Genomic DNA, 19,373 nt, shown 5'->3' on the forward strand with positions numbered 1-19,373 from the left:
GTGGGCACCCCGTGCCCACGTGTGACGTTCGCGTTTTGCCGACGTGGGCACAGGGTGCCCACCCTACGTCGCTTATTTAAAGAGGACGATCGCCTTCTGCAAGGTGATCCACATACCGATCAGCAGCGGGATGCCGACCGCGGCCCAGGCCAGCAGCGTGACCAGCGCGCCGCCCGCGGCAACCGGGGTTGCAGCAATGGCTGCGCCGCCGGACACGCCCGCCACCATGGTGTCGCCGCCGGCTGCTGCCGCTGCGCGGCTGCCGGCCGAGGCGGCAACGTCGCGTTCATGGGCGCTGCGCTTCTCGTCCGCCAGCTCGGCGTCGGTCATGAAGTACTTGTCGGCCACCGGGCGCACCAGCAGGTTGCAGATGAAACCCAGCACCAGCAGGGCGGCCATCGCGTACATCGCAGTGTCGTAGGCCTGGGCCTTGGCGACGCCGTGCGCGATCTGGTATTCGCGGATGTAGTTGACCAGGGTCGGGCCGAGCAGGCCGGCGGCGGCCCAGGCGGTCAGCAGGCGGCCATGGATCGCGCCCACCATCTGGGTGCCGAACAGGTCGGCCAGGTAGGCCGGCACGGTCGAGAAGCCGCCGCCGTACATCGACAGGATGATGCAGAAGGACAGCACGAACAGGCCCAGGTGGCCGCCGTGGGCCAGGGTCGGGATCGCCGCGTACAGCACGAAGCCCAGCACCAGGAACACGAAATAGGTCATCTTGCGGCCGATGTAGTCCGAGCAGGTGGCCCAGGCGAAGCGGCCGCCGATGTTAAACAGCGACAGCAGGCCGGTGAAGCCGGCGGCGATGGTGGCGATCTGCGCCTTCTGCGCGGTGTCCAGATCGTTGAAGCCGGCGGTAATGCCGATCAGGCGGCCGCCGAACACTTCCTGCAGCAGCGGCGAGGCCATCGCCAGGATGCCGATGCCGGCCGAGACGTTCAGGAACAGCACCAGCCACACCAGCCAGAACTGGGGGATGCCCCACACGCGGCTCACGTGCACGTGGCGGTTGGTGATCATGGTGTTGCTGCTCTTGGCGGCCGGCGCGGTCCAGCCTTCCGGCTTCCAGCCGTTGGCCGGCACGCGGTAGGACAGCGCGCCCACCATCATGAACACGAAGTAGATGGCGGCCAGGGCCAGGAAGGTTTCCCACACGCCCACCGAGGTCGGGGTGGCGAAATGCTTCATCAGCTTGTCGGCCAGCGGCGCGCCGATCATGGCGCCGCCGCCGAAGCCCATGATGGCCATGCCGGTCGCCATGCCGCGGCGGTCGGGGAACCATTTGATGAGCGTGGAGACCGGCGAGATATAGCCGAGGCCCAGGCCGATGCCGCCGATGACGCCGGAGCCCAGCCACATCAGCCAGATCTGGTGCTTGTAGATGCCCAGGGCCGAGATCACCAGTCCGCCGCACCAGCACAGGGCCGAGACGACGCCGGCCTTGCGCGGGCCGGCGTGCTCGAGCCAGCCGCCGAACAACGCGGTCGACAAGCCCAGGAACAGGAAGAACAGGCTGACCATCCAGCCCAGCATCGAGATCTTCCAGTCGCAGGTGGTGGATGTGATCACGTCGAAGAAGCCCATCTCGGCCGGGCAGGCGATCGATTCCTTGATGCCGATCGCCTTCGACAGCGGCAGCCAGAACACCGAGAAGCCATAGGCCATGCCGATGCAAAGATGAATCGCCAATGCGGCCGGCGGCACCAGCCAGCGGTTGAAGCCGGGCCTGGCAATGGTGTGCTCCCGGTCCAGCTTATCCAGTAAAGCCATGTCTCCTCCGTTTTTTGTTCGAATTAATATGTTTTAAAAAGCATATACTTTTGGCTTACATTTACTGCAAGGCCGAGCGTATCATGGTGTCTTCTTGCCAGAAATAGGCTTTATTAAGCATATAAGCCATGCTCAAGGTCCACATCCGTCCGCACTGGGAAATAAGTTTCAATAATGACGCGCCGCTCGACACGGCCACGTTGCTGGCCCTTTTGCTGGCGATCCAGGACCAGGGTTCGATCGCCGCCGCGGCCAAGGCCGCCGGGCTGTCCTACCGCTACGCCTGGGGCGTGCTGCGCGAGGCCGAGGAGCTGTTCGGCGAGCCCCTGCTCGAGACCGGACGCGGACGCGGCACCCGTTTGACCCTGCTGGCGCAAAAGCTGGTGTGGGCCGATCGGCGCATCGCCGCGCGCCTGTCGCCGACGCTGGACAGCCTGGCCTCGGAGCTGGAAGCGGAACTGGGCAAGGTGCGCATGCGCGGCATCGGCCTGCGCACGATCCGCATGGACGCCAGCCACGGCTTCGCGGTGGCCGCCCTCACCGGCTACCTCGACAAGCTGGAATTGCCGGTCGAGCTGCGCTACCGCACCAGCATGGACGCCGTGGCCGCGCTGGCGCGGCGCGAATGCGACCTGGCCGGCTTCCATGTGCCGGAAGGCGAATTCGAAGAGGCGACGGCGCGCCGCTACCTGCGCTGGCTGGACCCGGAGCGGCACTGCCTGGTCCATATCTGCGGACGCCAGCAAGGCTTGCTGGTCGCGCCGGGCAATCCGCTCGGCGTCGTGGGACTCGCCGACCTGCAGAACACCAGGCTCCGCTTCGTCAACCGCCAGGCCGGTTCGGGCACCCGCATGCTGCTCGAGATGATGCTCGATCGCGCCGGCATCGACGGTGAGGCCATCAACGGCTGGAACAGCGCCGAATTCACGCACTCGGCGGTGGCCGCCTACATCGCCAGCGGCATGGCCGACGTCGGCATCGGCATGCGCACCGCGGCCGAGCAGTTCAAGCTCGGCTTCATCCCGCTGCTGCGCGAGCGTTATTTTTTCGCCCTGCACCTGGACGCCCTGGAGGACAGCCTGATGGCCCAGCTGCTGGCGGTGCTGCGCCAGCCCGGCTACCATCGCCTGGTCGACGCCCTGCCCGGCTACGACGCCGCGCGCACCGGCGCCATCGAAACCATCCAGGAAGCCTTCCCTGAAAGACCCGCATGATCCGTGACCAGGAAACCCTGAACCTGCTGAAGGACAGCATCGCCCGCTTCGTGCGCGAGGTGCTGATCCCGAACGAAGACCTCGTCGCCGAAACCGACGCCATCCCCACACCCATCGTCGGGCAGATGCGCGAGCTCGGCCTGTTCGGCCTCTGCATTCCGGAAGAATACGGCGGCCTGGCGCTGAGCATGGAAGAAGAGGTGCTGGTGGCGATGGAGCTGGCCTATGCCGCGCCGGCCTTCCGCTCGCTGGTCGGCACGAATAACGGCATCGGCGCGCAAGGCATCGTCATCGACGGCACGCCGGAGCAGAAGGCGGCCTGGCTGCCGCGCCTGGCCGCGGGCGAGATCATCGGCTCCTTCGCGCTGACGGAGCCGGACAGCGGGTCGGATGCCGCCTCGCTGCGCACCAGCGCGGTCCGAGAAGGCGACGACTACCTCATCAACGGCGTCAAGCGTTTCATCACGAACGCGCCCGAAGCCGGCGTGTTCACCGTGATGGCGCGCACCGACGCCACGCGCAAGGACGCCGGCGCGATCTCGGCGATCCTGGTCGAACGCGGCGCGCCCGGACTCTCGCTGGGCAGGATCGACAGGAAGATGGGCCAGCGCGGCGCGCATACCTGCGACGTCATCTTCGAGAACTGCCGGGTGCCGGCCGCGAATCTCATCGGCGGCAAGGAGGGCGTCGGCTTCAAGACCGCGATGAAGGTGCTCGACAAGGGCCGCCTGCACATCGCCGCCGTCTGCGTGGGCGCGGCGCGGCGCATGCTGGACGATGCGCTGCGCTATGCGATGGAGCGTAAGCAGTTCGGCCAGCCCATCGCCGAATTCCAGCTGGTGCAGGCGATGCTGGCCGACAGCCAGGCCGAGCTCTACGCCGCGCGCAGCATGGTGCTCGATGCCGCGCGCCTGCGCGACGAGGGCCGCGACGTCACGCTGGAAGCGTCCAGCTGCAAGCTGTTCGCGTCCGAGATGTGCGGGCGCGTGGCCGACCGCGCGGTGCAGATCCACGGCGGCGCCGGCTATGTGTCGGACTATGCGGCCGAGCGCTTTTACCGCGACGTGCGGCTCTTCCGCATTTACGAGGGCACGTCGCAGATCCAGCAGCTGGTCATTGCGCGCAACATGATCAGACGGGCCGGCGCATGATCGATATGAACGCGCTGCCGGCGCGCATCGATGCCGTCGTGCGCGGGCATGCCGCCGTGACGCCGGATGCGCCGGCGCTGCAGGAAGACGGCCGTACGCTGAGTTACCGCGAACTGGCAAATGAGATCGACGCCTGCGCCGACTGGATGCGCGGTTTCAAGGTGCAGCCGGGCGAGCGCGTGATGCTGGTCAGCGAGAACTGCATCGCCCAGGTGGCCGCCCTGTTCGCGATCGCCAGCCTGGATGCCTGGTCCGTCAACGTCAACGCGCGCCTGACCGGGCCCGAGCTGGAAGCGATCCGCGAGCATTGCGGCGCGCGCGTCGTGCTGTACACGGCGGCGGCTTCGCCCGATGCGGCCGCACACGCTGCGGAAGCGGGCGCGCACGCACACGCGCATGGCGGACTGGTGACCAGCCTGCACGCGAACGGTGGAGCACCCGAACCGGCTACCGGGCAGCCCATCGCCGCCGGATCGCCGGCCGCCCTGGTCTACACCACCGGCACCACCGGCAAGCCCAAGGGCGTGATGCTCAGCCACCGCAACCTGCTGTTCGTGGCCGCCGTCTCGAGCCGCCTGCGCGGCCTGGCGCCGGGCGACCTCGCTTATGGCGTGCTGCCCATCTCGCACGTCTACGGCCTGACGTCCGTGCTGCTGGGGACTTTGTACGCCGGCGCCTGCCTGCGCCTCGAGGCGCGCTTCACGCCGCGCGCCATGCTGGAGGCGATTCGCGGCGGTGCCCTGACCATCGTGCAGGGCGTGCCGGCCATGTATGCGCGCCTGCTGGAGCTATGCGCGCTCGACGGCGTGCAAGCGCCGCTGGCGTCGAAGCTGCGCTTCGCCTACGCCGGCGGCTCGCCGCTCGACCCGCTGCTCAAGCGCGAGGTGGAAAGCCTGCTCGGCGTCCCGCTGCACAACGGCTACGGGCTGACTGAAGCGGCGCCCACGGTCAGCCAGACCCGCCTGGACGCGCCGCGCGCCGATACCTCGGTCGGCCAGGTGATCCCCGGCGTGGAAGTGCGTGTGGAAGGGCCGGACGGCGAGCTGTTCGTGCGCGGCCCGAACGTCATGCTGGGTTATTACCGCGACCCGGCCGGCACCGCGGCGGTGCTGGACGAAGACGGCTGGCTGGCGACCGGCGACCTGGCGCGCCAGGATGCGGACGGCGCCCTGTTCATCCACGGACGCAGCAAGGAGCTGATCATCCGCTCCGGCTTCAAGGTCTATCCGCTGGAAGTGGAGACGGTGCTGAACGCGCACCCGGCGGTGACGCAGTCGGCGGTGGTCGGGCGGGTGCAAGAGGATGGCAATGAGGAAGTGGTGGCCTTCGTACAGGCTGCTGCCGGCAGCGTGCTGTCGGCCGATGCGCTGAACGGCTGGGCCGCTGCTCGGCTGGCGCCGTATAAACGCCCGGCCCGCATCGTCTTCATGGACACCCTGCCGGCGGCCGCCAGCGGCAAGGTGCTCAAGCACCGCTTGAAACTGGCGCTGCTGGCCTAGCGTCGCCTTTTCTTCCAGTTGTAATCGGGCCCGGTCACATCCACGCCGGGGCGCCCGACCACGTCCGGATGCTCCGAGCACATGGTGATGAAACGCAGCGCCTCCCCGGCCCGCTGGCGTGCGCGCAGCTCTTCCATGAACTTCATGGCGGCCACCATTTCGCTGGTGTCGAAGGGCTCGGCATGCGGCACGCCGCCCTCCTCTTCGATGATGCTCCAGTACACCATGTACATGGCTTCGTTCTCCTTCTTCGTCTATCTGAACGCATTTTCTCATGGCTCGCGCACGCTTCCCATGATGTCTTGGACAACGGCTGACTCTACGTAGGACTTGTCCTAAATCGCCTCTATATGTTCGCTGGCCCACAAAGGAAGCTGGGTCTGCCGACTAGGCTTACACCTTGGTTCAAAACCGCAGGAAGACTCATGAATCTGAATAACCATATCCAGCCAGCAAGCTCGCCGCTCCAGCTCTGGGGCGGCCTCGAATGCACCGTCAACCGCGTACGCGACAATTACTTCTCCCAGATGGACCGCAACGGCCATGCAGCCAGGCTGCAGGACCTCGAGCGCTTCGCCTCGCTCGGCATCCGCGCCATCCGCTATCCCGTGCTATGGGAACGCACCGCGCCCGATGGCATCGACAACGCCGACTGGTCGTGGCCGGACGAACGCCTGCCTATCCTGCAGCAGCTGGGCGTGACGCCCATCGTCGGCCTGGTCCACCATGGCAGCGGTCCGCGCCATACCAGCCTGGTCTCCGAAGACTTCCCCGAAAAGCTGGCGGAATACGCCGGCGCGGTGGCCCGGCGCTACCCCTGGGTCGAGTACTACACTCCGGTCAACGAGATCTGCACCACCGCCCGCTTCTCCGGCCTGAACGGCGTCTGGTACCCGCACGGCACCAGCGAGGCGACTTTCGTGCGCGCCCTGGTCAATCAATGCCGCGCCACCGTGCTGGCGATGCGCGAAATCCGCAAGGTCAATCCGAACGCGAAGCTGGTGCAGACCGACGACCTGTCGCGCACCTACGGCACGCCGGAAATGGCGGAAATGGCGAATTTCTTCAACGAGCGCCGCTGGCTCGGCTGGGACATGCTGTGCGGCCGCATCGACGAACACCACGCGCTGTGGGACTACCTGCTCGCGTCGGCAGCGACGCCCGAGGAACTGCTGTGGTTCAAGGAGAACCCCTGCCCGCCCGACATCATGGGCGTCAACTACTACATCACCAGCGAGCGCTGGCTCGACCATCGCGTCGAGCGCTATCCCGAATCGCACCGCACCCAGTACCGCGGCGTCCCGCACGCCGACATGGAATGCCCGCGCGTGCTGGCCACGCCGACCCCGGGCATCGGCCCGCTGCTGCAGGAAACCTGGGACCGCTACGGCCTGCCGATCGCGATCACCGAAGCCCACATCGACGCCCACCGCGAAGACCAGCTGCGCTGGCTGGTCGAGGTCTGGCATGCCGCCAGGAAGGTGCAGCAGAACGGCGCCGACATCCGCGCCGTCACGGTCTGGGCCCTGCTCGGCTCCTTCGACTGGAACTGCCTGGTCACCGAATGCCGCGGCTACTACGAGCCCGGTCCCTACGACGTCCGCGGCCCGCAGCCGCGCCAGACCGCGGTCGCGCACCTGATGCGCGAACTGGCCACCGGCCGTCCGCTGTCGCATCCGGTGCTGCAGGGCCAGGGCTGGTGGCGCCGTCCCGGCCGCTTCTGGACGAAGCCGGTCGCGACCCGCACGGCGGTGGCCGACATCAACGACCGCGGCGCCTTCCGCTCGACCTTCCCGCAGCCGATCCTGATCACCGGCGCCACCGGCACCCTGGGCCGCGCCTTCGCCCGCATCTGCGAACGGCGCAACCTGGCCTGCCACGTGCTGAGCCGCCAGGAGATGGACATCACCGACCCGGCCGCGGTCGAAGCGGCGATCGTGCGCTACAAGCCATGGGCGATCGTGAATGCCAGCGGCTATGTGCGGGTCGACGATGCCGAACACGAGTTCGAGCGCTGCATGCGCGAGAACGCCCACGGGCCGACCGTGCTGGCGCTGGCGGCGATCCGCCATGCGGTGCGCTTCCTCACCTTCTCGAGCGACCTGGTGTTCGACGGCGCTGCCGGACGGCCGTATGTCGAGTCCGACAAGGTAGCGCCGCTGAACGCCTATGGCCGCAGCAAGGCCGACGCCGAGCGCCGCGTGCTGGATTCCGATCCGCAGGCGCTGGTGGTGCGCACCAGCGCCTTCTTCGGCCCCTGGGACGGGCACAACTTCGTGACCCAGGCCCTGGCGGCGCTGGCCGAAGGCCGGCCGTTCGCGGCGGCCGGCGACGTGACGGTGTCGCCGACCTATGTGCCGGACCTGGTCAACGCCTGCCTCGACCTGCTGATCGACAGGGAATCCGGCATCTGGCACCTGACCAACGGCCAGGCCATGAGCTGGGCCGAGCTGGCCCGGCGCGCCTGCGCCGCCGCCGGCATCGATCCGGCCGGCTTGCAGGCGCTGCCGTCCAGCGAACTCGGGATGGCGGCCCCGCGCCCCCTCCATAGCGCGCTGACCAGCGAACGCGGCCTGATCCTGCCGTCCTTCGACGACGCCCTGGGTCGCTATCTGCGCGAACGGGAGCTGGGCGAGCAGCGTTTCGGCCACGAGGAGTCCGCCCATTACGCCAGCTGATCCTGCCTGTAGTCCTTGCCGCTTATGACCTAATCGCAACAGCCGCTCATCGATTTGGCGCGGCTGTTGTGCTTTATAAGCTTAACGAATCGCATTATATTTACTGGCTGCATTTCTTTAGTTACACTGTGTTACATAGCGTTACTTTACGCAACTCAGTACATACAGCCATGTCAGCCTGCTCCGCTCTGCCCTTTTCTGTCCCTTTTACCGCCGGGCGGCCGGCATGAAGCTCTATCGCAACGATTTCGCCTGGGCCGAGCGCCTCGCCACCGCGGCCACGCCCTCGGTCACGCTGGACTCTGCGGTGCCCCTGCACCTGAAACGCCTGCCGCTGCTGCGCGAACGCATCAAGATCCGCGTGCGCGCCCTGCTGCACCCGCTGCAGACCCCGGCCTGGCTGCGCCTGCTGAATTCCCATCCGGCCTTTTCGGACTACGTGCGCAACTGCCCGCGCTTCCTGTACAAGGTCTACCGGCCCTACAGCAGCCATGCGCTGGCGCCGGAAGAGCGCCTGGCGGCCATCCAGGCCCACTACGATTTCGTGTTTCGCCGCGGCCTGGGCCAGACGCTGGCGCGCGCCAGCCTGGGGCCGGTGGCGCTGGCGGCCTGCGAAGGCAAGAGCGGCCTGCCCTACGAGATCCAGCTGCGCACGGTGAACATGTTCGACCGCGAAGGCGAACTGGTGCTGCAGCTGGCACAGGACGGCAAGGTGATCTACACGGTCGCCTTCACCGTCGCGCCGCGCGCCGGCCGCCCCGCCCTCAGCATCGGCTGCGTCCAGGGCGGCAAGACGGACGACGCGCGCGAAGCGATCCGCCTCGCCACCCGCGACCTGCACGGCCTGCGTCCCAAGCAGCTGATGGTGAGCCTGGTGCGCCAGCTCGGCTTCGAGTACGGCTGCGAGCGCATGCACCTGGTCTCGAACCGCAACCGCGTGATCTACAAGGCGATCAGGCATGGCCGCGTGCTGGCCGACTACGACCTGCTTTGGGAAGAGCTGGGCGCGCTCAAGAACGCCAGCGGCGACTACGAACTGGATTGCGCCCCGCTGGCGGCGCCGGATCTGGAAAGCATCCCATCGAAAAAACGCTCGGAAGCCAGGAAGCGCCACGAGATGCTGAGCGGCCTGGCCGAAGGCGTCTGCGTCGGCCTGCGCGCCCGCAACTGATCCATCTCAAACCGGGGTCAGACCCCGATTTTTGGCAAGAGCTCTAAAACAAATCGGGGTCAGAGCACTTTTTAAAATGTGCGCTGACCCCGAATTGTTTAGTGCTGGGGAGTTATTTCCAAAAACCGGGCTCTGACCCCGGTTTGTTTTTTCTCAAGCGCGGTTCAGGATCGGCAGCAGTTCGCTCCAGACACGGTCCACGCTCATCTTGTTCATGCAGTCGTGGTGGCCCAGCGGGCATTCGCGTTGGCGGCAGGGTGAGCATTCCAGGCGCAGCGAGATCGTGCGGGCGATTTCCGACAGCGGCGGGGCGTAGTTCGGGTCGGTCGAGCCGTACAGGGCGACCACCGGGCGGTTCAGGGCCGAGGCGATGTGCAGCAGGCCGGAGTCGTTCGAGACCACGGCGCGCGCCTGCGCCAGCAGGGCGATGGCGTCGTCGAGCGAGGTCTGGCCGGCCAGGTTGCGCACCACGCCGCCGGCGATGCCCGCCTGCGCCAGCACCTGCTCGCAGGTCTCGGCGTCGTTCGCCGATCCCATCAGCGCGATCTGCACGTTCGGGACAGTGTCGGCCACGCGCGCCGCCAGTTGGGCGTAGTGGGCCGGCGGCCAGCGCTTGGCGATGCCGAATTCCGCGCCCGGCGCAAACGCGACCAGCGGACGGTCCAGCGCGATGCCCAGGTGGCGGGCGACGGCTTCGGTCTCCTCGCCGGCCACCACCAATGAGGGCCGCGCCAGCTGGCCCGGCAGCGGCAGCTCGGGCTCGCGCGCCAGCGCCGCGTAGAACGGCACCATCGGGCGCGGCGGGCTGTCGTCGAAGTGCATCACGTTGACCATCCCGTAGCGCATCTCGCCCTTGTAGCCGACCCGGCGCGGAATCCGCGCCAGCCAGGGGATCAGCGCGTACTTCAGGGTGTTCGGCAGCACGTAGGCGTCGCGGTAGCCGCGCTTGCGCAGCTGCTGCGCCGTCCTCAGGCGCTCGCCCAGCTGCAGGGCGCGGTGCCGGAACGGCGTCTCCATGATCTGGTCGGCTTCCCGGATGCGCTTCCACACCGGCACCACCTGCGGCGGCGCCAGCACGTCGATGGCGCGTTCGGGGTGGGCCTGTTTCAGCAGGCGCAGCAGGGGCTGGGCCATCACGGCGTCGCCGATCCAGTTCGGCGAGATGACGAGGGTGCGGTCCTGACTGCTCATGCCGCTTCCGCCGGGGTCGTGAACTGCAGGCGGTACAGGTTGGCGTAGGTGCCGCTCCGGGCCAGCAGTTCCTCATGCGTGCCCTGCTCGACGATGCGGCCCTGCTCCATCACCACAATGAGGTCGGCGCGCTCGATGGTCGACAGGCGGTGCGCGACCACGAAGGTGGTGCGGCCGGCCATCAGCGTGTCGAGAGCGGCCTGCACCGCGCGCTCGGATTCGTTGTCCAGCGCGGACGTCGCTTCGTCCAGGATCAGGATCGGCGCGTCCTTGTAGATCGCGCGCGCGATCGCCACGCGCTGGCGCTGGCCGCCGGACAGGCGCATGCCGTTCTCGCCGATGTTGGTCTCGACGCCTTCCGGCAGGCGCGCCACCACCTCGTCCAGGTGGGCCGCCTTGATCGCCGCCGCCAGGCGCGCGTAGTCGACTTCCTCCACGCCGTAGGCGATATTGGCCTTCAGCGTGTCGTCGAACAGCACCACGTTCTGGCTCACCAGCGCCAGCTGCGCGCGCAGGCTGGGCAGGGTGATGTCCTGGTAAGGCACGCCGTCCAGCAGGATGCGGCCGCCCTGCGGCTCGTAGAAGCGCGCGACCAGGTTCACGAAAGTGGACTTGCCGCCGCCCGACATGCCGACCAGGGCCACGGTCTGGCCGGGCTTGACGTCCAGCGAGACGCCATCCAGCGCCTGTACCTGCGCGTTCGGGTAGCGGAAGGCGACATTCTCGAAGCGCACCTGGCCCTGCGCGTGGCCCAGCGTGCGCGTGCCGGGATCGTGTTCGACCGGTTCGTCGATCAGCTGGAACACGGTTTCGGCGGCGGCGATCCCGCGCTGCATCGGGCCGTTCACTTCGGCCAGCGCCTTCAACGGGGTCAGCAGCATCAGCATCGCGGTCACGAAGCCGGTGAACTCGCCCTGGGTCATGCCGGAACGCAGCGCCAGCACCACCACCAGCGACAGCGCCAGCGAGGTCGCGATCTGGGTCACCGGCGTGGTGGCGGCAAACGCCACCGTCATGCGCTGCGAGAAGCCGCGCAGGGCTTCGGCGCGCCGGAAGAAGCGAAGGCTTTCATAGCGTTCGCCGGAAAACACGCGGATCACCTGGTGGCCGCGCGCGGCTTCCTCGACCACCTGGGTCATCTCGGCGGTGACGCGCTGGTTCTCGCGGTTCAGGTGGCGCAGGCGCTTGCTGGTGGTGCGCACGATGACCGCGGTCAGCGGCACCACGACGATGGCCACCAGGGTCAGTTTCCAGTTCAGGTACAGCAGGTAGCCCAGCAGGCCGACCACCACCAGGGTGTCGCGCACGAAGGCCACGAACACCGACTGGATCATGTCCACGACCTGGCGCACGTCGGCCACCACGGTGTTGATGATCTTGCCGGTCGACTCCTGGTGGAAGCGCGCGACCGGCAGGCGCAGCACGCGCGCGAAGGCCATCGCGCGCAGGTCGTTGGTCATCCGGCTCAGCACCCAGTTGTTGTAGTAGGCGGTGGCGAAGGTGCCGATGCCGCGCAGGACGAACAGCGATACCAGCACGCCAGGAATCCACCACAGCGAAAAGCCGGGATTCCCGCGGAAGCCTTCGTCCATCAGCAGCTCCAGCGCCTTGGCGACCAGCGGCTGGGTGGCGGCCGTCAGCGCCATCGCCAGCAGCGCCATGAAGGCGCGCCCGCGATAGGGTTTCAGGATCGCCCAGAGGCGCTTGATGATGATACGGTTATCCAATTTTATCTTTCGCATTCAGGCAGAAGCCCATGAGCAGGAACACCATGAGCGCATAAAACAGACTGCCTTTCATCGACCAGAAAATCACCTCGGTCAGGCCGAAGCACACATAGCTGGTCACGACCAATACCCCCGCCAGCGCCAGCGCCGACTGCGGCCTGGCCGCGCCGGCGCGCAGCTCGCGCAGGAAGAACAGCAGCGGCGCCGCCAGGATCGCGGCCCACAGCGCGAAGCCGACCGCGCCGCCGGTCGCCAATTCCTGCAATGCATCATTATGCAGGTGCGGCAGCGTCAATACCACAGGATCGAGCCGGCCTTCGCGCGCAAATTCCGCCAGGCGCTCGCGGCAGGCCGAAAAATCCATGCCCAGCAGCGGATGCTCGGCCACCAGCATGGACGCACCTTTCCACAGTTCGAGCCGGGTGCCGACCCGCGTGAAGACGGTACCGTCCTCGAACCAGCCGCGGACGTCGCTCACGCCTTCGTCGAAGCGTCCCTGCATGCCGCTGGCCGGCACGAACCAGGCGGCCAGCACCACCGCCGCCCCGGCCGCCAGCAGCACCCGCAAGCGCAGCCCTTTGATCCGGCGCGCATGGCGCAGGAACAGCAGCGCCGCCACCGCCAGCGCCAGCCAGCCGCCGCGGCTGCCGGTCATCAGCGAGGCCGCCAGTCCGGCAATCGCACCCACTGCCGCCAGGCCAGCCTGGCGCGTATTCTCGCGCATGTCGATCGCGGCCGTCACCGCCAGCAGCGCCAGCAGCAGGGCCAGGTCGCCGAAAGTGATCGCGTTGATCAGGCCGCCCGGACGCTCGATGCCCAGCGCAATCCGCTGCCAGGCCACGAAGGGCAAGGCCGCCAGTGCGCCGCCGATCACGCCCCACCACAGCATGCGCCGCGACGGCCGCGCCGCCAGCACCGCCGCCAGCGCAGTGACCGCGAAGAACATGCGGGCAGGCTTTTCCACCGTGTTCATATTCGCTCCGCGCACGAGCGCGCAACCCAGCACGAACAGGAAGTGCAGCAGAAAGGCTAGCACGACCCAGCGCACCTGCGGCCAATGGCGCACCAGCGCGTCACGGCACGGCTTGAACGAGATCAAAGCGGTGGCCAGGAAGAGGAAACTACCAAGACTGACGCCGAACAGGGTGACGAGGCTTAGAAACGGAAACAGGAAGGCCAGGGAACCGGTCCAGGCTTGCACCGGTCCCCTCGTATTCGTCGGATTACTGTTCATTGATGTTCTTGTGGGATACTCTTGCCCCTGAATACAGCAGTGTACATCGGACCTTATGAGGCATGCACAGACAATCTCGGTCGTGATCACCACCTACAACCGGCCAGACGCGCTGGAAGCCGTGGTGCGGGCATGTTTTATGCAGAACGACAAGAATTTCGAAATCATTATCGCTGATGATGGCTCGACTGCCAACACGCGTAATCTTCTGCAACAACTTGGCCAGGGAGCGCCGGTGCCGCTGCGCCACGTCTGGCAGCCCGACGAGGGCTTCCGCGCGGCGATGGCGCGCAACCGCGGCACCCTGGCCGCGCATGGCGACTACATCATCTTCCTGGACGGCGACTGCATCCCGCAGCGCGACTTCATCGCCCGCCACCGCGCCCTGTCCGAGCCGGGCTGCCTGGTGTCGGGCAGCCGCATCCTGATGAGCGAGCGCCTGACGCGGCGCGTGCTGGACGACGGCATCGAGATCCCAAACACCGGCGTCGCCGCGCGCATGGCCTGGCGCCTGCGCGGCGACCTCAACAAGACCCTGCAGCTGGGCCTGCGCTGGCCCGACCTGGGCCGCGTGCGCAACAGCTTTTCCTGGCGCCGCATCAAGAGCTGCAACCTGGCGGTCTGGCGCAGCGACCTGGAACGCGTGAACGGCTTCGACGAGAGTTTTACGGGATGGGGCCACGAGGATTCGGATCTCGTGGTGCGCCTGTTTCACGCTGGGGTGAAGCGCAAGGACGGGGCGTTTGCGACCGAGGTGTTCCACCTGTGGCACCGCGAGGCGCAGCGCGATCAGGAGTCGAGTAACCGGCGGGTGGTGCTGGAGCGGGCGGCGAACAGGGTTACGCAGGCGACGATCGGGTTGCGGGAACACGCGGTCTGACCAACGTTCGGGCAATCGTCGCCCCCGCGCAGGCGGGGGTCCAAGTTCTGCCTGCGTTTCGATAGCGCGTGCAAACTTGGGTCCCCGCCTTCGCGGGAACGACAGAAACTAGTATTCCACAGCGACTTCCTTCGCCCCCAGCTGCAGCTCCAGCGCATACTTGAGCTCATCCGAAGGCGCCACCCTCCAGCCATCCCCCAGCTGCACCACGCAGGGAATCCCCTGCGGCGTCAAGCGCAGGCTGACCGGCAGGCCGCCGTCCTGGCGATAAGGCTGCAGGATCTCGGCCAGCTTGGCCGGGTTGATCGTGCAGGCCAGGTCCATTTCCAGCTTGTGGCCGTACTGGATGCGCGCCTCGGCGATGCCGAAGGCCTTCTCCGCCGTGATGCGCAGGCCGCCGTTGAAGCGGTCCTCCGAGACCTTGCCGACCACCAGCAGGAACTCGTCCTCGCGGAAGATGTTCTTGTTCGCTTCCAGCAGCTCGTTGTAGATCGTGACCTCGACCACCGAGGTCTTGTCGTCCAGGGTCACGATCAGGATCTTGCCGCGCTGGGTCAGCTGGGTGCGCACGCCGGTGATCACGCCGCACAGCATGCGCGGGTCGCGCGACGGCTCCAGGTCCTTCAGCTTGGTCTTGGCGAAGCGCCGCACCTCGGCCTGGTAGGAGTCGAACATGTGGCCCGACAGGTAGTAGCCGAGCGCGGTCTTCTCTTCCGACAGCTTCTGGCGGTCGGTCCAGGGCGTGGCCTTCACGTATTCCGGCGGGGCGACCAGGTCGGAATCGTCGCCGCCGAACAGGCTCACCTGGTTGGCGGCGGCGGCGGCCTGGCCGGCCGCTTCCATCGCGAAGCCGACCGAGGCCAATAACACCGCGCGGTCGACGCCGAAGCAGTCCATGGCGCCGGCGCGGATCAGCGATTCGATGGTGCGGCGGTTGATCTGCTTGCGGTCCACGCGCAGGCAAAAGTCGAACAAGTCCTTGAACTTGCCGCCGTCCGTGCGCGCGGCGATGATCGCCTCGATCGCGCCCTGGCCGGCGCCCTTCACGCCGCCCAGGCCGTAGCGGATGTTCGACACCTGCTTGCCGGTGACGGAGCGCGGCGGGCCTTCCGGGGTGAAGCGGAACTGCGATTCGTTGACGTCCGGCGGCAGGATGGTCAGCTTGCAGACGTCGATCGAATCCTCGACCAGGATCTTGATCTTGTCCGTGTCTTCCATGGCCAGCGACATGTTGGCTGCCATGAACGCGGCGGTGTGGTGGACCTTCAGGTAGGCCGTGTGATACGACAGCAGCGCGTAGGCGGCGGCGTGCGACTTGTTGAAGCCGTAGCCCGCGAACTTTTCCATCAAGTCGAAGATCTCGTCGGCCTTCTCGGTCGACAGGCCGTCCTTGGCGGCGCCGGCGCGGAAGATCTCGCGGTGCTCCGCCATCTCCTCGGCCTTCTTCTTGCCCATCGCACGGCGCAGCATGTCCGCGCCGCCCAGCGAGTAGCCGCCGACGATCTGCGCCATCTGCATGACCTGCTCCTGGTAGACCATGATGCCGTAGGTCTCGGACAGGATGGACTCGGTGCGCGGGTCCGGATAGTCGAACTTCTCGCCGTGCTTGCGCTTGCAGAAGTCCGGGATCAGGTCCATCGGGCCCGGACGGTACAGCGCCACCAGGGCGATGATGTCCTCGAAGCGGTCGGGACGCGCATCCTTCAGCATGCCTTGCATGCCGCGCGACTCCAGCTGGAACACGGCGACGGTCTTCGCCTCCGTCAGCAGCTTGTACGAGGGCCGGTCGGTCAGCGGCAGCGACTCCAGGTTGAAGCCGGCGTCCTGCGGATCGAGCGCGCGGATGTAGTTCACGGCGCGGTCGAGGATGGTCAGGGTGGTCAGGCCCAGGAAGTCGAACTTCACCAGGCCGGCGGCCTCGACGTCGTCCTTGTCGTACTGCGAGACCACGCCGGCGTCGCCGCCCTGGGTGTACAGCGGGCAGAAGTCGGTCAGCTTGCCGGGGGCGATCAGCACGCCGCCGGCGTGCATGCCGATGTTACGGGTGATGCCTTCGACCTGCTGGGCAAGGTCGAGCAGCTGCTTGACCTCTTCCTCGTTCTCGAGGCGCTCCTTGAGCATCGGCTCCTCTTCGATCGCCTCGGCAATCGAGACGGGCTTGCCCGGCTTGAAGGGGATCAGCTTGGAGATGCCGTCGCAGAAGTTGTAGCCGAAATCGAGCACGCGGCCGACGTCGCGGATCGCGCCTTTCGCGGCCATGGTACCGAAGGTGGCGATCTGCGAGACCGCGTCGCGGCCGTACAAATCCTTCACGTGCTGGATCACCAGCTCTCGCTTCTCCTGGCAAAAGTCGATGTCGAAGTCGGGCATCGAGACGCGTTCCGGGTTCAGGAAACGCTCGAACAGCAGGTTGTATTTCAGCGGATCCAGGTCCGTGATCTTCAGCGCGTAGGCCACCAGCGAGCCCGCGCCCGAGCCGCGGCCGGGGCCGATCGGCACGCCGTTGTTCTTGCCCCACTGGATGAACTCCGCCACGATCAGGAAGTAGCCCGGGAACTTCATCTTGATGATGGTGTTGTTCTCGAACTCCAGGCGCGCCTCGTAGCGCGGACGCTCCTTCTCGCGCTGCTCCGGATCCGGGAACAACTGAACAAGGCGCTCTTCCAGGCCCCTCCTGGTTTCGGCGACCAGGAATTCGTCGATCGTCATGCCCGGGGTCGGGAAATTCGGCAGCTGCGGCTTGCCCAGCACCAGGGTCACGTTGCAGCGCTTGGCGATTTCCACCGAATTGGCGAGCGCGCCCGGCAAGTCCTTGAACAGCTCGGCCATCTCGGCCTGGGACTTGAAGCACATGTTCTCGTTGAAGCGGCGCACGCGCTTGGCGTTGGCCAGCATCTCGCCTTCCGCGATACAGACCCGCGCCTCGTGGGCGATGTACTCGTCCTTGCTGATGAACTGCACCGGGTGGGTCGCCACCACCGGCAGCCCCAGGCGGCCGGCCAGCGCCACCGAATGGCGCACCTGCTGTTCCTGGTTGGGCTGGCCGGCGCGCTGGATCTCGACGTAGAAATGGCCAGGGAAGATGCGCGACCAGCGTTGGGCGCAGGCTTCCGCTTTTTCGATGTCGCCGTTGTCGATGGCCTGGCCGATGTCGCCGAACTGGGCGCCCGACAGCACGATCAGGGCATTCGCCTGCGGCACCTCCGGCTCCAGGGTCGACACGGACGTCGCGAGCGCTTCCAGCCATTCGACGCGGATCTCGGCCCTGCCCTTGTATTGATTGGTGAGCCAGGCTTTCGACAGCAACTCGCACAGCTGCAGATAACCGGTCTTGTTCTTTGCCAGGATCAGCAGGCGGAACGGCTTGTCGCGGTTCTCGTCGTTGGTGATCCAGGCGTCGACCCCGACGATGGGCTTGATGCCCTTGCCACGCGCGGCTTTATAGAAACGGACCAGGGCGAAGGCGTTGGCCAGGTCGGTCACGGCCAGCGCCGGCTGCTGGTCCTTCACGGCGGCGGCCACCAGGTCGTCGATGCGGACCAGGCCGTCGACGATCGAGTATTCGGAGTGGACGCGCAGGTGGGTAAAAGTCGGGGATGTCATCCCATCATTTTACCGCGAGACGGCCGGATCGCCGAAGGCCCGGCCGAGGTGCTTTCAAAAATGCAACAGGCTGCGGCGGCCGCCGCTCCCCCTCTCAGGCGGGCGGCAGCGCCGCTTTCAAGGCATTCACATAGACCTCGCGCGCCGTGCGCAGCGCGCCCATGGTCGCTTGCAGGCGGGCCAGTTCCTGATCGACGAACCGGATATTGGCAAGTTGCGCCCTAGCCTCGGCCGACAAGCTGTCGAGTTCGTATTCTTTGTCTTCGATCTTAATAATGGGCATCGTTTCCTCGTTTGAGATTGACGCCAGATGCAGGTTGAGCTGCCACACCTGACGCGCCACATGTGCCGCCAGCGCCGGCGCCTGGTCCCGCCGACTGGCACGGTATTCCTGGCAGCAGCCCAGGCCCCGATCGCGGCCCTGCACAGGGTTCCCGGGCACCGCGTGACCGGCCTTCCGCAAGACCTTGCAGATCCGCGCGAACAAGGCATCTGGCATCGACGCCTGCCGCAGCGCCGCCTCGCTCGGCGCAAAACCTTGGGAGCACGTCAGCGCCAACATGTATTGCGAACTCTCGCGCAGCGTGACCACGCCATCGGGTGCGACATGGATGAGTGGGCAATACGGGGCCAGTTCCGGCAGTACGTGGTTCGGATAAACCTCATGTCCCCAGTAAACGCGCGCGATACGGCTGAAGTGCTCGAAATCGCGGATGGGAGTCAGTCCGGCCTCGTCGAAGGGCAGAATTTCAACCTTCGGCTTGGCCGGGCTGACCGTATCGTTCGCAACGTCGACATATAGCGTGCCGACCTGAAACGCATTCTGGAAATATTGACCGCGCAAATCGCCCCATACCCGGCGCATGATGCCTCCGGCGCGCAGGAAGGCCCGGAAGGCGCGCAGTCCCGCGACGGCGTCCGCCGGCAGACTCGCCTCGTCAAGCGAGCTCAAGCGTTGCGTGAAGGCCTTGGAAATTTCGAGGCACTGCCCCAGTGGATAGGGCTTGCCTAGCTTGACCGGCTGCGCTCGCTGCAGCTCAGCGTCCAGTCCTGTGCGCACGGCCAGCATGCAGGCCTCTAGCGCGCCTGGCATGGAAAGCAGGTAGCGTTCGGTCAGGGTGGCCTGCAAGGCGCGTCCAACGATGCGCGGCTCGTTCGGCAAGAGTGGCGCTGACCGGCCAGTCGACGCACGCCGGGCACGACGCCTTGCTTCGGCAAGAGATATGCCGGATGGGTGCATGCTTTTCCCTGTCTG

At 66.7% G+C, this 19,373-nt stretch carries 13 protein-coding genes; 6 read left to right on the top strand and 7 right to left on the bottom strand.

What is annotated here, in order from left to right; genetic code table 11:
* Positions 1–72: 72 nt before the first annotated feature.
* Entirely contained in the window at positions 73–1,770 is a 1,698-nt protein-coding gene (locus ACFPO9_RS14385; RefSeq protein WP_379771814.1) for an OFA family MFS transporter, read from the bottom strand.
* 128 nt (positions 1,771–1,898) lie between these two features.
* Between ACFPO9_RS14385 and ACFPO9_RS14390 the strand changes: the two genes are divergently transcribed.
* Genes ACFPO9_RS14390 through ACFPO9_RS14400 form a run of 3 tightly spaced genes read left to right on the top strand, consistent with a single transcriptional unit; the run spans position 1,899 to position 5,634 of the window.
* On the top strand, positions 1,899–2,984 hold the full coding sequence (locus tag ACFPO9_RS14390; protein ID WP_379771816.1) for a substrate-binding domain-containing protein: 1,086 nt from the start codon (positions 1,899–1,901) through the stop codon (positions 2,982–2,984).
* Complete coding sequence (locus ACFPO9_RS14395; protein ID WP_379771817.1) at positions 2,981–4,135, top strand: acyl-CoA dehydrogenase family protein; 1,155 nt, start codon at positions 2,981–2,983, stop codon at positions 4,133–4,135. The genes ACFPO9_RS14390 and ACFPO9_RS14395 overlap by 4 nt, the downstream gene beginning before the upstream one ends.
* Positions 4,132–5,634 (top strand): class I adenylate-forming enzyme family protein, encoded by a 1,503-nt coding sequence (locus ACFPO9_RS14400; protein WP_379771819.1) that lies wholly within the window; start codon positions 4,132–4,134, stop codon positions 5,632–5,634. The genes ACFPO9_RS14395 and ACFPO9_RS14400 overlap by 4 nt, the downstream gene beginning before the upstream one ends.
* Here ACFPO9_RS14400 and ACFPO9_RS14405 read toward each other — a convergent pair.
* On the bottom strand, positions 5,631–5,867 hold the full coding sequence (locus ACFPO9_RS14405; protein ID WP_379771820.1) for a hypothetical protein: 237 nt from the start codon (positions 5,865–5,867) through the stop codon (positions 5,631–5,633). The two genes, ACFPO9_RS14400 and ACFPO9_RS14405, sit on opposite strands and share 4 nt — an antisense overlap.
* Positions 5,868–6,059: 192 nt before the next feature.
* Between ACFPO9_RS14405 and ACFPO9_RS14410 the strand changes: the two genes are divergently transcribed.
* A complete protein-coding gene (locus ACFPO9_RS14410) occupies positions 6,060–8,312 on the top strand; it encodes a family 1 glycosylhydrolase (RefSeq protein WP_379771822.1) in 2,253 nt (750 codons plus the stop codon).
* A 226-nt stretch (positions 8,313–8,538) separates the two neighbouring features.
* Positions 8,539–9,483, top strand: coding sequence for a VirK/YbjX family protein (locus ACFPO9_RS14415; protein ID WP_379771824.1), 945 nt, complete (start codon positions 8,539–8,541; stop codon positions 9,481–9,483).
* 153 nt (positions 9,484–9,636) lie between these two features.
* Here ACFPO9_RS14415 and waaF read toward each other — a convergent pair whose 3' ends face one another.
* From waaF to ACFPO9_RS14430, 3 genes are read right to left on the bottom strand one after another with little or no spacing between them, the layout of a single operon-like run.
* Positions 9,637–10,674, bottom strand: coding sequence for a lipopolysaccharide heptosyltransferase II (waaF, locus tag ACFPO9_RS14420; RefSeq protein ID WP_379771825.1), 1,038 nt, complete (start codon positions 10,672–10,674; stop codon positions 9,637–9,639).
* Positions 10,671–12,416, bottom strand: coding sequence for a lipid A export permease/ATP-binding protein MsbA (gene msbA, locus ACFPO9_RS14425; protein ID WP_379771827.1), 1,746 nt, complete (start codon positions 12,414–12,416; stop codon positions 10,671–10,673). The genes waaF and msbA overlap by 4 nt, the downstream gene beginning before the upstream one ends.
* Complete coding sequence (locus ACFPO9_RS14430; protein ID WP_379771829.1) at positions 12,394–13,635, bottom strand: O-antigen ligase family protein; 1,242 nt, start codon at positions 13,633–13,635, stop codon at positions 12,394–12,396. Before ACFPO9_RS14430 ends, msbA begins: the two co-directional genes overlap by 23 nt.
* 55 nt (positions 13,636–13,690) lie before the next feature.
* Between ACFPO9_RS14430 and ACFPO9_RS14435 the strand changes: the two genes are divergently transcribed.
* Entirely contained in the window at positions 13,691–14,515 is an 825-nt protein-coding gene (locus tag ACFPO9_RS14435; protein WP_379771831.1) for a glycosyltransferase family 2 protein, read from the top strand.
* 108 nt (positions 14,516–14,623) lie between these two features.
* Here the strand turns inward: ACFPO9_RS14435 and dnaE are convergent, their stop codons facing one another.
* Together dnaE and ACFPO9_RS14445 are read right to left on the bottom strand one after the other, a co-directional pair.
* Positions 14,624–18,118 (bottom strand): DNA polymerase III subunit alpha, encoded by a 3,495-nt coding sequence (gene dnaE / locus ACFPO9_RS14440; RefSeq protein ID WP_379771833.1) that lies wholly within the window; start codon positions 18,116–18,118, stop codon positions 14,624–14,626.
* A gap of 94 nt (positions 18,119–18,212) precedes the next feature.
* The gene (locus ACFPO9_RS14445; protein WP_379771835.1) at positions 18,213–19,247 is read right to left on the bottom strand and encodes a hypothetical protein; all 1,035 of its coding nucleotides are present in this window, start codon (positions 19,245–19,247) and stop codon (positions 18,213–18,215) included.
* Positions 19,248–19,373: the final 126 nt, after the last annotated feature.

This window comes from Massilia aerilata (assembly GCF_042656905.1).
Classification (GTDB): Bacteria; Pseudomonadota; Gammaproteobacteria; order Burkholderiales; family Burkholderiaceae_D; genus Telluria; species Telluria aerilata.

What these genes read in the sequence shown, in the direction of transcription:
- ACFPO9_RS14430 (WP_379771829.1), bottom strand. Translation starts at nt 13,635, where the DNA reads ATGAACAGTAATCCGACGAATACGAGGGGACCGGTGCAAGCCTGGACC.
- ACFPO9_RS14415 (WP_379771824.1), top strand. Translation starts at nt 8,539, where the DNA reads ATGAAGCTCTATCGCAACGATTTCGCCTGGGCCGAGCGCCTCGCCACC.
- waaF (WP_379771825.1), bottom strand. Translation starts at nt 10,674, where the DNA reads ATGAGCAGTCAGGACCGCACCCTCGTCATCTCGCCGAACTGGATCGGC.
- ACFPO9_RS14405 (WP_379771820.1), bottom strand. Translation starts at nt 5,867, where the DNA reads ATGTACATGGTGTACTGGAGCATCATCGAAGAGGAGGGCGGCGTGCCG.
- ACFPO9_RS14410 (WP_379771822.1), top strand. Translation starts at nt 6,060, where the DNA reads ATGAATCTGAATAACCATATCCAGCCAGCAAGCTCGCCGCTCCAGCTC.
- ACFPO9_RS14385 (WP_379771814.1), bottom strand. Translation starts at nt 1,770, where the DNA reads ATGGCTTTACTGGATAAGCTGGACCGGGAGCACACCATTGCCAGGCCC.
- ACFPO9_RS14390 (WP_379771816.1), top strand. Translation starts at nt 1,899, where the DNA reads ATGCTCAAGGTCCACATCCGTCCGCACTGGGAAATAAGTTTCAATAAT.
- ACFPO9_RS14435 (WP_379771831.1), top strand. Translation starts at nt 13,691, where the DNA reads ATGAGGCATGCACAGACAATCTCGGTCGTGATCACCACCTACAACCGG.
- msbA (WP_379771827.1), bottom strand. Translation starts at nt 12,416, where the DNA reads ATGCGAAAGATAAAATTGGATAACCGTATCATCATCAAGCGCCTCTGG.
- ACFPO9_RS14400 (WP_379771819.1), top strand. Translation starts at nt 4,132, where the DNA reads ATGATCGATATGAACGCGCTGCCGGCGCGCATCGATGCCGTCGTGCGC.
- dnaE (WP_379771833.1), bottom strand. Translation starts at nt 18,118, where the DNA reads ATGACATCCCCGACTTTTACCCACCTGCGCGTCCACTCCGAATACTCG.
- ACFPO9_RS14395 (WP_379771817.1), top strand. Translation starts at nt 2,981, where the DNA reads ATGATCCGTGACCAGGAAACCCTGAACCTGCTGAAGGACAGCATCGCC.